Here is a 14,405-nt window from a genome sequence, read left to right as displayed (position 1 = left end):
ATGTTCATGCCGACGATCAGCGCAACCACGCCGAGCAGGCACAGACCGGAGAGCAGAACGATTTTCAGGCGAATGGAGAGAGAGTCGAACATGGGGCGATCTCGTGAATGAATAAACCGGTGGCCACGGGGTTTGGAGTTACCCGGTTCGCCAAATCCATTCAGCGCCATTCAATGCTCATCGGCGTGAGGCGAGGGCGCATGAGCTGGATGCCGACGAACGGTCATCGCTAAACGTTTGCGCAGGGGAAAGTGCTGCAAAGGGGATTAATTACAGGGAAGTTTCACGGGGATGAAAATGGTGTGTCTGGATATGAGGAGGTGAGAGCTTTTGTGGTGAGGGGATTTATCCCCGATGGCTTGCGAAGCAGGCCCAAAACCTGAGAACCGACTCTTTCTGACATATTGGGGTTGTCTGCCTGGTGGCTGCTGCGCAGCCAATCGGGGATAAATCCCCTCACCACAAAGACCCCATTCACTTGGTGATTGTGTGAGTCAGGAAGACGTGACGATAGATTCCGGGCGCGACCAGATCCACAGATTGCCCAAACCCATCCCGACAATCGCCAGATAAACCGGCCAGCCGTGATCGAGCATCACCAGCATCAGCGTTGCGCAGAGCAACATGCTCACCGTGGCGCTGACCTTGGCTTTGCGCGCGATGATCTTGCCGTTACGCCAGTTACTGAGGATCGGCCCGAACAACCGATGGTTTTCCAGCCAGGCACTCAGGCGCGGCGAGCTGCGGGTGGCGGCCCAGGCGGCGAGAAGTATGAACTCGGTGGTCGGCAGGCCGGGCACGACAATGGCGATCAGACCAATGCCGAGGCTGACATAGGCGAGCAGGCCGAACAGCACACGGGCGAGTTTGGAAGAGGCGGGTTGCGGCATGGGCTCGGGATTGCTGTGAGGCGAGAAGGGGATCTTACAGACTTGTGGAGATCCCTGTGGGAGCTGGCTTGCCAGCGATAGCGGTGGGTCAGGCAACATAAATGGAGACTGATCAGCCCTTATCGCTGGCAAGCCAGCTCCCACAGGGTTTTATGGTGTGCCTAGGGATCAGGCCGGTTCAGCCTCAGTGGCGTAAGCCTGTTCCAGCAGCACCGTGAAGCGGTTGAACGCGTCAATCGCGCCTTGCTCCACTTCGGCTTCTTCTTCAGCACTGAACTGCAGCGAGTCGAGCGTACGCACGAAGCTTTTCCAGCCTTCGGCGCGGCCACCTTCCGGCTCACCCAAATGACGGGCGCCAAAGGTTTCGCTCAGCTCCAGCGCCACGGCGCGTTTGATCAGGAACGCGGCACCCAGCTTCGAACCTTCGGAGACGAAGATCCAGCCCAGGGCACGGGCCTTGCTCGGGTTCTTCACCGCCCCGGCCACCGGCGCCGGGACTTCGGTGTGCAGATCCGCCAGGTCAGCCTTGGCCGCTTCAGCGCGGCAGCGAGCCGGCAGGTCAGGCACGATCGCCGTCAGTTCGGCATCGTTGTACAGCTCGACCAGTTCTGACTGGAACAGGTATTGCGCCACGACGAAACGGGCGAAGTTGGCGCGAGTCTCGAACGGCGCGTGGGCTTTGACCAGGGCGTCGAGCTTGCTGTGCGGCTCGTGGGTGATCTGGTTCAGGCGTTGTGAACGCAGGGCTTTTTCCGAAGTGGTCATGGGGTGTCCTTGATAAAAGAGGCGCTTGATAACGAGACGAACAAGAAGACGCGTGAGCGTAAAAAAACCTCACTGCGCGGTGGCTGAACACGCGCAGTGAGGTCGACGGGATCAGATGTCCCAGATCAGATTGATCGCGAAGTTGCGGCCCGGTTGGGTCAGGCGATCGAGGTTGGCCGGTTGCGTGACCGAGGCTTCGCCGACGCTGTCGTAACCGCGCACGTCATCCCACAGCCAGTATTTCTTGTCGGTCAGGTTGTAGATGCCGCCGCTGACGGTGACGTCGTCGGTGACTTTGTAATAACCGGCCAGATCAAGAATGCCGAAGCCTGGCGTTTTGAACTGACTGCTGACGCCATCCGGCGACTTGAAGTTGCTGTCGTCGACGCGATCCTTTTTCTTCACCACGGTCCAGCTCAGCAGGCCGCCGTAGTTGTCCTGGTCGTAACCCAGACCGAACACGCCGGTCAGCGGGTTGACGCTGTTGATCGGCTCGCCGTTGTCGTTGTTGCGACCGTAGGCGTAGGCAATCGAACCCTGAGTGTAGAGGCCTTGCGGGGCGCCAAACGCATCCAGATTCAGACGACCTTTGACTTCCGCACCCTTGATGGTGGCGTGCTTGATGTTGGCCGACTGGAAGGTCAGCTCGTTGCGGCCCGGGGTCACAGCGTCTTCGTTGATGAAGTCGCGATACTTGTTATAGAACACCGCCACGTCGAACGAACCCTGCTCGAAGTTACCGCGCAGACCGGTCTCATAGCTTTTGCTTTTTTCCGGATCCAGGTCCGGGTTCGGCGTCACGCTGTAGCCGGTGGTGCTGTTTTCAAAGCGGCCGTACAGCGCTTTCGCGGTCGGCGTGCGGAAGCCTTCGGCGTACTGACCGTACCAGGTGTAGTTCTCGGTCAGGGCGTAGGTCAGACCGAATTTCGGCGAGACTTTATGCCAGGTCTTGTTCTTGTCGCTGACCGTGCCCTGGCCATCCGCCGCCACAGTGTTGAGGAACTCCTGGGTGATGTGCGGCTTGAGCTGGGTGTAGTCGTAGCGCAGGCCCGGCAGGAAGGTCCAGTCGTTCCAGCTGATCTGATCCTGGGCGAACACGCTGTAAGTGTTGATGGTCGGGTCCGGGAAGTCGGTAGCTTTGGCCAACACGTCAGCAGTACTGGTCGCACCGATGGCGGTGCAGCCACGCCCGACGGCCAGGCACTTGCCGTCGCCGCTGCGCGAACCGGTGACTTTCTGTTGCTTGAGGGTGGTGCCGTAAGTCAGCACGTGATCGGTGTCACCGATGGCAAACGCCTTGTCCAGTTGCGCATCGAACACCCACTGTTTTTCCTCGTAAATCGTGTCGCGGGTGCGCAGCACTTTACGGGTCATCGGGTAGTAGAACTCTTCGGTGCTCTGGTCGGTTTTGGCGATCTGGTGGTTCAGGCTCCACTTCACGTTGTCGACCAGCAGGCTGTCGAGGGCGAAGCGGTGCTCGATGCCGAAACGCTCACGGGTGATGGTGTCGTTGCCGGTGCGCCACTGGTACATGCCACCCGGCAACATGCTGTCCGGAATGGTCGGCGCGCCGTTGAAGAACGGGCCGCCGTAGGCGCTTTTCTGATCGGTGTCGCGATCATCCTTGTACTTTTCGTAGGTCAGGCCCAGGCGCGAATCTTCGTTGTAGTTCCAGCCGATCTTGGCCAGTACGTTGGTCGCCCGGACGTCTTCCGGGTTGGCAGCGGTGCGTTCGAGGCCGGTGCCGTTGTTGCTGCCGTAGGAATCGGTTTCGTGGCCATCGCGCTGGCTGTAGTGCAGCAAACCGTCGAACTGGTCGGCCCGGCCGGCTACGGTGGCGGACTTCAGCCAGCTGTCATCGGCCGAGCTGTAACCGGTTTTCAGGCGAGCGCCGACGTCTTTGCCGGGTTTGATGATGTCGTCGGCATCAAGGGTGTAATAGCTGACCGCGCCGCCGATGGCGTTGCTGCCGTACAGCACCGAGGCCGGGCCACGGAGGATTTCCACGCGTTTGACGATTTCCGGATCAACGTAATTGCGCTGGGTCTTGGCGTAAGGGCCGTTGAAGAAACCGTCCGGTATCTCCACGCCATCGACCTGCGTGAGGATGCGGTCGCCGTCGATGCCACGGATGTTGTAGCCGCTGATGCCGCCACGCTGGCCGGCGCCGCCGACGGACACGCCCGGTTCGTAGCGCACCAGATCCTTGATGGTGTTGACATTGTTACGGTCCAGCTCTTCGCGGGTATGCACGGTGACGGTGCTCGGCACGCTGTTCACCGACTGTTCCTGGCGAGTGGCGCTGATGGTCACCTGATCCAGATTGAGTGCGCCGCTGGTGCTGCGTTTTTCCAGCACGACGTTGTTGTTGCTCAGCTTGCGGAAGCTCAGGTTGGTCCCCACCAACAGGCGCTCGAGGGCTTTTTCCGGTGGCAGCGAACCACGCACGCCCGGCGACGATACGCCCTGACCCAGCTCCGCCGGCAAACCGACCTGCCAGCCTGTCACGGCGGTGAAGGCGTTGAGGGCCGACACCAGCGGTTGCTGGCCAATCGAGAACGAGTAATCGCCCATGTTGCGCGCCGGTTGTTCGGTGGCAGCCATCAGCGGTGCGGTACCGGCCATCAGGATGGCAGCGGTCAGCAGCGACAATACGCGGGATGGGGAAGAAGTCTGGCGGGTAAGGCGTGAGGACATCGATAGCGCTCCGTGTCGCACGAATCTTTATAGGTGCTGATCCGCTTCCGAGGATGCGAATCAATTGCATTGGCTATAACGAGACGAACGGGCTTTCGCTATCGAGTAAAAATAATTCTCATTTAGTTCAAGATCACCAGCGCGGGGAATTCCTGCAAGCGCGCCGAGGTAATGTGGGCGAGGGAGCGCACCACGTCGAGCGGTTGGTCGAGGCGATAATTACCGGTTACGGCAACGTCGGCCAACTGCTCGTTGGTGTTGATGATCCAGCCCGGATAGTAGCGGCGCAGTTCGGCCAGGACCTGATTCAACGGGCAGTTCTCGAACACCAGTCGGCCCTGTACCCAGGCAAGGTCAGTGTTGGTGTCGAGCTTGGCCGGGCGGTCGAAACCGTTCGGGCCGATGCGGACACTTTCACCGGCACTCAAACGCACCCGGGCATCATTGTGAGTGGCGCGCAAATCGACGTCGCCGCGTTGCACGTTGACCTGCGCCACGCCATCCAGGTAGCGCACCGCGAACGCGGTGTCGCGCACACTCGCTCTGACCGGGCCGACATCGATTTCCAGTGGCTGATTGCGACTGGCCGCGACTTCGAAAAACGCTTCGCCCTGATACAACCGTGCGACGCGTTGTTGATCGTTGATGGTGCTGGAGAAGGCCGAATTGGTATTGAGCAGGACTTTCGAACCGTCCTCCAGTTGCAGGCGCTGACGTTCGCCGACCACGGTCAGATGATCGGCCTGAATGCGCATCGGCAGGTTACTGAAACTGAACAGACCGAGAATCAGCACGGCAGCGGTGGCCAGCGGTTTCCAGTGCGGGTGCAGACGTTTGAGGGCGGTGACTTTCGCAGGTGGCGTCGCCAGCTTCTCTGCACACTGGGCGATTTGCGGACCGTCCCAGATCGCCTGCGCCTTGGCGAAAGCCTGGGCGTTCAACGGATCAGCCGCCAGCCAGGCATGAAATTGCCGGGTCTGCTCCTCGTCCGGGCTGCCGAGCACGATGAGCCAGTCGAGTGCCTGGTCCATTGCGTTTGCAGCGTCCTGCGCCGATGAAGGCGAAGGCGAGCGGTGGGTGTCCGTCACGGTGTTTCCTCGGCAGTGTCTGCGCACGGCTGTTTTTTTAAGTGAAGCGTAAAAGTCGGGCAAGGGTAACAAAGCCCGATGACCAGTGCAGTCGATCCTGACACTTACAGAAAAGCCCTACAGCCTCAGTCGCCATTCAAGCGTTCGGCGACACCGATGCAGATCGACATGATCAGCTTGAGTTCCTTTTGCACCGTGCTGAGGGACACATTCAGTTCATCGGCGATTTCCTGATAGCTGTGCCCGTGCAGGCGGCTGAGGATGAAAATCTGCTGCTGGCGCGGGCTGAGTTGACTGAGGCTCACGTTCAAGCGCTCCAGCAGTTGTTCGGCGTGGGCGGCGTCTTCTGCGCTGCTGGCCGGGGCGGCGACGCTGTGCACGACGTCCTGCGGCACGTCATCGACCATGGTCCGCGAATGAATCTTGCGCGCGCGCAGATGATCCAGCGCCAGGTTGCGCGCAGTCTGGAAGACAAAGGGTTCGAGATGATCGATGGCCCGCTCGCTCAGCGCCCGCGTCACGCGCAGGTAGGTTTCCTGCAACAGGTCTTCAGCGGTGCTGTGATTATTGACCATCCGTTCCAGCGTACGCAGCAGTGAAGTGCGCTGGGTGAGGAAGACGTGGTTGAAGCGCGATTGACTCACGGGAGGACCTGATCCATTTTGAGCGAATGATAATGCTTATCATCTAGCTGAATGGTCAAGTACTGATTTCAAATTGGAATGATTGACCTTGTGGGAGCTGGCTTGCCAGCGATGGCGGTGGGTCAGCAGATGGATGTGCCGACCTCATCGCTGGCAAGCCAGCTCCCACAGGAATCAGGGGCGGGGGATTATTCCGCGTTGCACAGCGCCAGGCAGTTATCCAGCATGCGGTTGGAGAAGCCCCACTCGTTGTCGTACCAGGCCAGTACCTTCAGCAGTTTGCCGCTGGATTTGGTGTGGTTGGCGTCGAAGATCGACGACAGCGGGTTGTGGTTGAAGTCGCTGGAAACCAGCGGCAACGTGTTGTAACCCAAAATTTTCGAATGCTGGCTGGCCGCTTTCAGCAGGGCATTCACTTCCTCGGCGGTGGCTTCTTTCTTCAACTGAACGGTCAGATCCACCAGCGACACATTGATCACCGGCACCCGCACGGCCATGCCGGTCAGTTTGCCCGCCAGTTCCGGCAGCACCAGGCCCACCGCTTCAGCGGCGCCGGTCTTGCTCGGGATCATGTTCTGCGTGGCCGAACGCGCGCGGTACGGGTCGGTGTGGTAAACGTCGGTCAGGTTCTGATCGTTGGTGTAGGCATGAATGGTGGTCATCAGACCGCTTTCGATCCCCAGCTCGCGGTGCAGCACCTGCGCCACCGGCGCCAGGCAGTTGGTGGTGCACGACGCGTTGGAAATGATCTGGTGCGACTGGCGCAGAATGTCGTGGTTCACACCATAAACGACGGTGGCGTCGGCGCCTTTGGCCGGGGCCGAGATGATCACTTTGCGTGCGCCGGCAGTAATATGCGCAGCGGCTTTGGCACGGTCGGTGAACAGACCGGTGCATTCGAACACCACATCGATTTTTTCCGCAGCCCAAGGCAGCTCGGCCGGGTTGCGAATGGCGCTGACCGAAATGCGGTCGCCGTTGACGGTCAGGCTTTCGTTGTCATGCGCCACTTCGGCGTCGAACGTGCCATGAACGGTGTCGTATTTGAGCAGATGCGCGTTGATCGAACTGTCGCCCAGATCGTTGATGGCGACGATCTGCAAATCCTGTCGGTAGCCTTGGGTATACAGTGCGCGCAGGACATTACGGCCGATGCGGCCAAAACCATTGATTGCGATTCGAAGAGTCATGGAACAGCGCCGCCGTCGTTTTGTTGTTGGAATTACAAGATTATTCGCATAAAAATAGAAAACAAGCCTTTTTAGTGGCAATATTTTGTTTTATCTACAACGAGTGACCTGAATCAACTGGTCCGAATGGTCAAAAAAGCCGTCTGTCATTCCAACAACAACGGCGTTTGATCAGCATAGACAATCAGGTCGCCACATCCGTTAGCCTGGAGTTCTACACATGCATCCCCGCGTCCTTGAGGTCACCGAACGGCTTATCGCCCGCAGCCGCGCCACGCGTCAGGCTTACCTTGCATTGATTCGCGGAGCCGCGACGGATGGCCCGATGCGCGGCAAGCTGCAATGCGCCAACTTCGCCCACGGTGTGGCCGGGTGCGGCAGCGAAGACAAGCACAGCCTGCGGATGATGAACTCGGCGAACATCGCCATTGTTTCTTCGTATAACGACATGCTCTCGGCGCACCAGCCGTACGAAGTCTTCCCTGAACAAATCAAGAATGCCCTGCGCGAAATCGGTTCGGTCGGCCAGTTCGCCGGCGGCACCCCGGCGATGTGCGACGGCGTGACCCAAGGCGAGCCGGGCATGGAACTGAGCCTGCCGAGCCGCGAAGTCATCGCCATGTCCACGGCAGTGGCGCTGTCGCACAACATGTTCGATGGCGCGCTGATGCTGGGCATCTGCGACAAGATTGTCCCGGGCCTGATGATGGGCTCGCTGCGCTTCGGTCATCTGCCAACAATTTTCGTTCCGGGCGGGCCGATGGTCTCGGGCATTTCCAACAAGGAAAAAGCCGACGTTCGGCAGAAGTACGCCGAAGGCAAGGCGACTCGCGAAGAGCTGCTGGAATCTGAAATGAAGTCCTACCACAGCCCGGGCACCTGCACCTTCTATGGCACCGCCAACACCAACCAGTTGCTGATGGAAGTCATGGGCCTGCACCTGCCGGGCGCCTCGTTCGTCAACCCGAACACGCCGCTGCGTGATGCCCTGACTCGCGAAGCAGCGCATCAAGTCACGCGCCTGACCAAGCAAAATGGCAACTTCATGCCGATCGGCGAAATCGTCGATGAGAAGTCGCTGGTCAACTCGATCGTCGCGTTGCACGCCACCGGCGGCTCGACCAACCACACCCTGCACATGCCGGCCATCGCCATGGCCGCGGGCATTCAACTGACCTGGCAGGACATGGCCGACCTCTCCGAAGTCGTGCCGACCCTGAGCCACGTCTACCCGAACGGCAAAGCCGACATCAACCACTTCCAGGCAGCGGGCGGCATGTCGTTCCTGATCCGCGAACTGCTCGCGGCGGGCCTGCTGCACGAAGACGTCAACACCGTGCTTGGCCACGGCTTGAGCCAGTACACCAAAGAACCGTTCCTCGATAACGGTCAACTGGTGTGGCGCGAAGGCCCGGTCGACAGCCTCGACGAAAACATTCTGCGCCCGGTCGCCCGTGCGTTCTCGGCAGAGGGCGGTCTGCGCGTAATGGAAGGCAACCTCGGTCGCGGTGTGATGAAGGTTTCCGCTGTGGCGCTGGAAAACCAGATCGTCGAAGCACCGGCCATGGTCTTCCAGGATCAACAGGATCTGGCCGACGCGTTCAAGGCCGGTCTGCTGGAAAAAGATTTTGTCGCGGTGATGCGCTTCCAGGGCCCACGCTCCAACGGCATGCCGGAGCTGCACAAGATGACGCCGTTCCTCGGCGTGCTGCAGGATCGCGGCTTCAAAGTTGCGCTGGTGACTGACGGGCGCATGTCCGGCGCCTCGGGCAAAATCCCGGCGGCGATCCACGTCAGTCCTGAAGCTTATGTCGGTGGCGCTTTGGCGCGGGTGCAAGAGGGCGATATCATCCGCGTCGATGGCGTCAAAGGTACTTTGGAACTCAAAGTGGACGCCGAAGAATTTGCCGCGCGCGAATCTGCCAAAGGCCTGTTGGGCAACAACATCGGCAGCGGTCGCGAACTGTTCGGCTTCATGCGTTTGGCCTTCAGCTCGGCGGAGCAGGGCGCCAGCGCCTTCACTTCTGCCCTGGAGACGCTTAATTGAAACTGGCTTTGGTCGGTGACATCGGAGGCACCAACGCGCGGTTTGCGTTGTGGAAAAATCAGCAACTCGAATCGATTCAAGTGCTGGCCACGGCCGACCACGCCAGCCCGGAGGAGGCGATCAGCCTCTATCTGAGCGGGCTCGGTCTGGTGCCGGGTTCGATCGGTTCGGTGTGCCTGTCGGTGGCCGGTCCCGTGAGTGGTGATGAGTTCAAGTTCACCAACAACCACTGGCGCCTGAGCCGCACGGCGTTCTGCAAAACCTTGCAGGTCGAGCAGCTGTTGCTGGTCAATGACTTCTCGGCGATGGCGCTGGGCATGACCCGTTTGCAGCCCGGCGAATTCCGCGTGGTTTGCGAGGGCACGCCGGAGCCGTTGCGTCCAGCGGTGGTGATTGGCCCGGGCACTGGCCTTGGCGTCGGCACCTTGCTCGATCTCGGTGAAGGTCGTTTTGCCGCATTGCCGGGGGAGGGCGGTCACGTCGATCTGCCGTTGAGCAGTCCACGTGAAACCCAGCTGTGGCAGCACATCCATAACGAGATCGGCCATGTCAGCGCGGAAACTGCGTTGAGCGGTGGTGGCTTGCCACGGGTTTACCGGGCGATCTGCGCGGTGGACGGGCACGAACCGACGCTGGATACCCCGGAATCGATCACCGCTGCAGGATTGGCAGGTGACCCGATTGCCCTGGAAGTGCTGGAGCAATTCTGCTGCTGGCTGGGTCGCGTGGCCGGTAACAACGTGCTGACCACGGGTGGCCGTGGTGGTGTGTACATCGTCGGTGGCGTGATTCCACGCTTTGCCGACTTCTTCCTCGAAAGCGGTTTTGCCCGCAGCTTCGCCGACAAAGGTTGCATGAGCGATTACTTCAAGGGGATTCCGGTGTGGCTGGTGACGGCGCCGTATTCCGGGCTTGTCGGCGCCGGTGTGGCACTCGAACAGGCTTGATACCGAGTCGCCTTCATCGCTGGCAAGCCAGCTCCCACAGGATTGAAGACATTCTCAGGATGTGCACAAGACCTTGTGGGAGCTGGCTTGCCAGCGATGGGGCCAGAACAGACAACAAATGAAGATCGTTCCCACGCTCTGCGTGGGAATGCAGCCCGTGACGCTCTGCGTCACTGGACGCTCTGCGTCCCTTGATACATTCCCACGCAGAGCGTGGGAACGATCGGTCTACACATCAGGCATAATCCGCCCCAATTCCAACAACAAGGATGCCTTCGAAGTGAGCTCAGTCAACAAGTCGATATTGTTGGTCGATGACGACCAGGAAATACGCGAGTTGCTGGAAACCTACCTGACCCGCGCCGGGTTTCAGGTGCGTGCCACGGCCGATGGCGCCAGTTTCCGCCAGGCACTCAACGAGGCGCCGAGCGATCTGGTGATCCTCGATGTCATGCTCCCCGACGAAGACGGCTTCAGCCTCTGCCGCTGGGTGCGTCAGCATCCGCGTCAGGCGCAGGTGCCAATCATCATGCTCACCGCCAGTTCCGACGAGGCCGACCGGGTCATCGGCCTGGAACTCGGCGCCGACGACTACCTCGGCAAACCCTTCAGCCCCCGCGAACTGCAAGCCCGCATCAAGGCCTTGCTGCGCCGCGCGCAATTCGGTCAGGAACGCAACGGCAGTGAAGTGCTGGCCTTCGACGAGTGGCGGCTGGACATGGTCAGCCATCGGCTGTTCCACACCGACGGTGAAGAAGTGATTCTGTCCGGCGCCGACTTCGCCCTGCTGAAACTGTTCCTCGATCACCCGCAGGAAATCCTCGACCGCGACACCATCGGCAATGCCACCCGTGGCCGCGACCTGATGCCGCTCGATCGCATCGTCGACATGGCGGTCAGCCGTTTGCGTCAGCGCCTGCGCGACACCGAGAAACCGCCACGGCTGATCCGCACCGTACGCGGCAGCGGCTACCAACTGGCAGCCAACGTGGTTGCCGGCAATGGTCACTGATTCGCTGCGCAAACTCGCGGCCAGGGTGCCGGTGCCGCGTTCGCTGCTCGGGCGGATGCTGCTGCTGACCTTGCTCGCGGTGTTGTTCGCACAGACGTTGTCCAGCGTGATCTGGGTTTCGCAACTGCGCGCCACCCAGCTTGAAGGTCTGGTCACCAGTGCCCGCAGCCTCGCCCATTCGATGACGGCCAGCGTCAGTTATTTCCGCTCGTTGCCGGTGGCTTATCGGCCGCTGGTGCTCGACCAGTTGCGCAGCATGGGCGGCACCCGGTTCGTGGTGACGCTCAACGATAAACCGCTGGGCATGGATGTGCTGCCGGTGACGCCGCGCAAGGCTGCGGTGATGAAGGCTGTGGACGAAGTGCTGCGCCAGACCCTCGGCAATGACACGGATATTTCGGTGACATTTGTCAGCCCCGAGGACCTGCGGATTTTCAATGCCGGGTTGAAACTCGATGAACTGCCGCGCTCCTGGGCGCATTACGCGCTGACGCTGGAACCGGTAAACCCGCCAGTGCTGGTCACGCAAATTCAGATGGCGCCGGGCGAATGGCTGTACATCGCATCTTTGTTGCCGGAACCGTACACCAGTCTTGAAGAGCAAGGCCTGCCCTCGCAGCAGGTGTGGTTCATCGTCCTCACCAGTGGATTTTTGCTGCTGTTCATTGGTCTTTTGGTGCACTGGCAGAGCCGGCCGCTCAAGCGTCTGGCGCGGGCCGCACGCGACATGTCGCTGGGCGCCGACGTCGAGCCGGTGGCCGAGGGTGGCGGCAGTGAAGTGGTCGAAGTGGGCCGTGCGTTCAACACCATGCGCGAACGCATCAGCCGTTACCTGACCGAGCGCAGCCAGTTGTTCAGTGCTATCTCCCATGACCTGCGCACACCGATCACCCGCTTGCGCTTGCGCGTCGAGCTGCTGGAAGACGAAACGCTGCAAGCTAAATTCGGCCGTGATCTGGATGAGCTGGAACTGCTGGTCAAAGGCGCGTTGCAGTGCGTGAAAGACACCGATATCCACGAGAACATCGAGCCGGTGGATTTGAACCATGTGCTCGACTGCCTCGTCGAGCCGTATCTGGCGCCCAACGGCAATGGACGCGTGACGCAGCAGGGGCGGGCGTTGGCCGCGTATCCAGGTAAGCCTTTGGCGCTGAAGCGTTGCATTGGCAACTTGATCGACAACGCGCTGAAGTACGGGCAGAACGCGCATTTGCATATCGATGACGATGAGAGTGCGTTTGTCCTGCACGTCGATGATGAAGGGCCGGGGGTGCCGGAGCAGCGGCTGGAACAGGTGTTCGAACCGCACTTTCGCTTGGCGGGGCAGCAGCAGGGGTATGGGTTGGGGCTTGGGATTGCGCGCAACATTGCCCATAGCCATGGCGGTGAGGTGACGTTGCAGAATTTGCGCGAGGGTGGGTTACGGGTGACCCTGCAATTGCCGCGTTCGGCGGATTGAGGCGGAAGAGCCCCTCACCCTAGCCCTCCCGAAACGTCGGACCGCCCGGAGGGAGAGGGAACCGATTGGGGGATGCTGGATAAATACGCCGACCTGAAAGTGTTGCGCCGAATCCATAATCGACTCGGTATTTCAGGTCGGCGGAAAGCTCATTACACCTCGATCGGCCCCCTCTCCCTTTGGGAGAGGGCTGGGGTGAGGGTGGCTCTTTTGTCACGGATCAGTGACAAAACCCGCCCCCTTCGTTACAAGCCCATCCCGGCCCGTTGTTTAGACTCCCCGCAGTCATAACAACAAAAAGGCCACCCATGGATCTCTTCCAACCCGGCTTCAGCAGTTGGCTGAACGCCCCTGCCCACCAGCAATGGCTCGCCGCCGAAGGCCTGCGTCTGCTGGATTTCGCCAAGGCATCAAAACTGCCCGAAGGCTTCGGCAACCTCGACGAGCGTGGCCGTCTGCCAACCAACGCGCGAGCCGAAACCATGAACACCGCGCGCATGACCCACAGCTTCGCCATGGCTCATATTCAAGGCCTGCCGGGTTTTGCCGAACTGATCGATCACGGCATCGCCGCCCTGCGCGGGCCGTTGCGTGATGCGTTGCACGGCGGCTGGTTTGCGGTCGCCGAACACCGCGACGGCAACACCGGCAAGAACGCCTATCTGCACGCCTTTGTCGCGCTGGCCGCGAGTTCCGCAGTGGTCGCGCAGCGTCCCGGCGCGCAGGCTTTGCTGGATGACGCCATCGACATCATCGACACGTATTTCTGGAGCGAAGAAGAGGGCGCCATGCGCGAATTCTTCAATCGTGACTGGAGCGAAGAGGAAGCCTATCGCGGCGCCAACAGCAACATGCACGCCACCGAAGCGTTCCTCGCCCTGGCCGATGTCACTGAAGATCCACGCTGGCTGGTGCGCGCACAACGTATCGTCGAGCGGGTGATTCACGGTCACGCTGCCGCCAACGATTACATGGTCATCGAGCACTTCGACCGCGACTGGCAACCGCTGCGCGAGTACAACCACGACAATCCTGCCGATGGATTTCGCCCCTACGGCACCACGCCGGGCCACGGCTTCGAGTGGGCGCGGCTGTTGCTGCACCTCGAAGCGGCGCGGGTCCAGGCGGGCATGCTCACGCCGGGCTGGCTTGCCACCGACGCGCAGAAACTCTTCGAGAACAACTGCCGCAATGGCTGGAACGTCGATGGTTTGCCGGGCATCGTCTACACCCTCGACTGGAGCAACAAAGCCGTCGTCCGCCACCGCTTGCACTGGACGCACGCCGAAGCCAGCGCTGCCGCCAGCGCCTTGCTCAAACGCACGGGTGATGCGCAATACGAAACCTGGTACCGACTGTTCTGGGAATTCTGCGAGGTGAATTTCATCGACCGCTGCGACGGCAGTTGGCACCACGAACTCAATCCGCAAAACCTGCCAAGTGCCGATATCTGGCCGGGCAAACCCGATCTGTATCACGCCTGGCAAGCCGTGCTGATCCCTCGTCTACCCTTGTCACCGAGTATGGCCACTGCGCTGGCGCAGCCGTCCCAGAGCGTTCCTGTGTAACCATGTGGTGACATTCGCGCGTCCCTTCGTTACCTGCGAAGGGAATCGCCCTGTTTAAACTCCTGTGCAGCGCAAGCACCAGACTTGCAATGCATAAC

At 60.5% G+C, this 14,405-nt stretch carries 11 protein-coding genes; 5 read left to right on the top strand and 6 right to left on the bottom strand.

What is annotated here, in order from left to right:
- Positions 1-494: 494 nt before the first annotated feature.
- The 6 genes from KI231_RS22645 to gap all read right to left on the bottom strand — a co-directional run bounded on the left by KI231_RS22645 (position 495) and on the right by gap (position 7,274).
- On the bottom strand, positions 495-890 hold the full coding sequence (locus tag KI231_RS22645; protein ID WP_213026394.1) for a YbaN family protein: 396 nt from the start codon (positions 888-890) through the stop codon (positions 495-497).
- Between the two features lie 168 nt (positions 891-1,058).
- Positions 1,059-1,655, bottom strand: a complete 597-nt coding sequence (locus KI231_RS22640) for a biliverdin-producing heme oxygenase (RefSeq protein WP_103303979.1) — start codon at positions 1,653-1,655, stop codon at positions 1,059-1,061.
- 111 nt (positions 1,656-1,766) lie between these two features.
- Positions 1,767-4,352 (bottom strand): TonB-dependent receptor, encoded by a 2,586-nt coding sequence (locus KI231_RS22635; protein WP_213026393.1) that lies wholly within the window; start codon positions 4,350-4,352, stop codon positions 1,767-1,769.
- A 122-nt stretch (positions 4,353-4,474) separates the two neighbouring features.
- Positions 4,475-5,440 (bottom strand): FecR family protein, encoded by a 966-nt coding sequence (locus KI231_RS22630; RefSeq protein ID WP_213026392.1) that lies wholly within the window; start codon positions 5,438-5,440, stop codon positions 4,475-4,477.
- A gap of 125 nt (positions 5,441-5,565) precedes the next feature.
- Positions 5,566-6,084: an RNA polymerase sigma factor gene (locus KI231_RS22625; protein WP_103303982.1), complete on the bottom strand. Its 519-nt coding sequence runs from the start codon at positions 6,082-6,084 to the stop codon at positions 5,566-5,568.
- Between the two features lie 188 nt (positions 6,085-6,272).
- The gene (gap, locus tag KI231_RS22620; RefSeq protein WP_103303983.1) at positions 6,273-7,274 is read right to left on the bottom strand and encodes a type I glyceraldehyde-3-phosphate dehydrogenase; all 1,002 of its coding nucleotides are present in this window, start codon (positions 7,272-7,274) and stop codon (positions 6,273-6,275) included.
- A gap of 220 nt (positions 7,275-7,494) precedes the next feature.
- Here gap and edd point away from each other — a divergent pair, with 220 nt between their 5' ends.
- From edd to KI231_RS22595, 5 genes are all read left to right on the top strand, one after another.
- Positions 7,495-9,321: a phosphogluconate dehydratase gene (edd, locus tag KI231_RS22615; protein WP_213026391.1), complete on the top strand. Its 1,827-nt coding sequence runs from the start codon at positions 7,495-7,497 to the stop codon at positions 9,319-9,321.
- On the top strand, positions 9,318-10,268 hold the full coding sequence (locus KI231_RS22610) for a glucokinase (RefSeq protein ID WP_103303985.1): 951 nt from the start codon (positions 9,318-9,320) through the stop codon (positions 10,266-10,268). The genes edd and KI231_RS22610 overlap by 4 nt, the downstream gene beginning before the upstream one ends.
- A 280-nt stretch (positions 10,269-10,548) precedes the next feature.
- A complete protein-coding gene (locus KI231_RS22605) occupies positions 10,549-11,280 on the top strand; it encodes a response regulator (protein WP_008082801.1) in 732 nt (243 codons plus the stop codon).
- The gene (locus KI231_RS22600) at positions 11,270-12,739 is read left to right on the top strand and encodes an ATP-binding protein (RefSeq protein WP_103303986.1); all 1,470 of its coding nucleotides are present in this window, start codon (positions 11,270-11,272) and stop codon (positions 12,737-12,739) included. Before KI231_RS22605 ends, KI231_RS22600 begins: the two co-directional genes overlap by 11 nt.
- Positions 12,740-13,047: 308 nt before the next feature.
- Complete coding sequence (locus KI231_RS22595; protein ID WP_103303987.1) at positions 13,048-14,307, top strand: D-mannose isomerase; 1,260 nt, start codon at positions 13,048-13,050, stop codon at positions 14,305-14,307.
- Positions 14,308-14,405: the final 98 nt, after the last annotated feature.

The organism is Pseudomonas sp. Seg1, assembly GCF_018326005.1.
In the GTDB taxonomy this organism is placed as follows: Bacteria; Pseudomonadota; Gammaproteobacteria; order Pseudomonadales; family Pseudomonadaceae; genus Aquipseudomonas.
Note: the sequence above shows the minus strand (reverse complement) of the source record. Positions and strands in the feature narration are given on the sequence as shown.

Bases quoted from the DNA above. Each gene is read 5' to 3' on its own strand.
- KI231_RS22645 (WP_213026394.1), bottom strand. From the start codon at position 890: ATGCCGCAACCCGCCTCTTCCAAACTCGCCCGTGTGCTGTTCGGCCTG.
- KI231_RS22640 (WP_103303979.1), bottom strand. From the start codon at position 1,655: ATGACCACTTCGGAAAAAGCCCTGCGTTCACAACGCCTGAACCAGATC.
- KI231_RS22635 (WP_213026393.1), bottom strand. From the start codon at position 4,352: ATGTCCTCACGCCTTACCCGCCAGACTTCTTCCCCATCCCGCGTATTG.
- gap (WP_103303983.1), bottom strand. From the start codon at position 7,274: ATGACTCTTCGAATCGCAATCAATGGTTTTGGCCGCATCGGCCGTAAT.
- edd (WP_213026391.1), top strand. From the start codon at position 7,495: ATGCATCCCCGCGTCCTTGAGGTCACCGAACGGCTTATCGCCCGCAGC.
- KI231_RS22600 (WP_103303986.1), top strand. From the start codon at position 11,270: ATGGTCACTGATTCGCTGCGCAAACTCGCGGCCAGGGTGCCGGTGCCG.
- KI231_RS22595 (WP_103303987.1), top strand. From the start codon at position 13,048: ATGGATCTCTTCCAACCCGGCTTCAGCAGTTGGCTGAACGCCCCTGCC.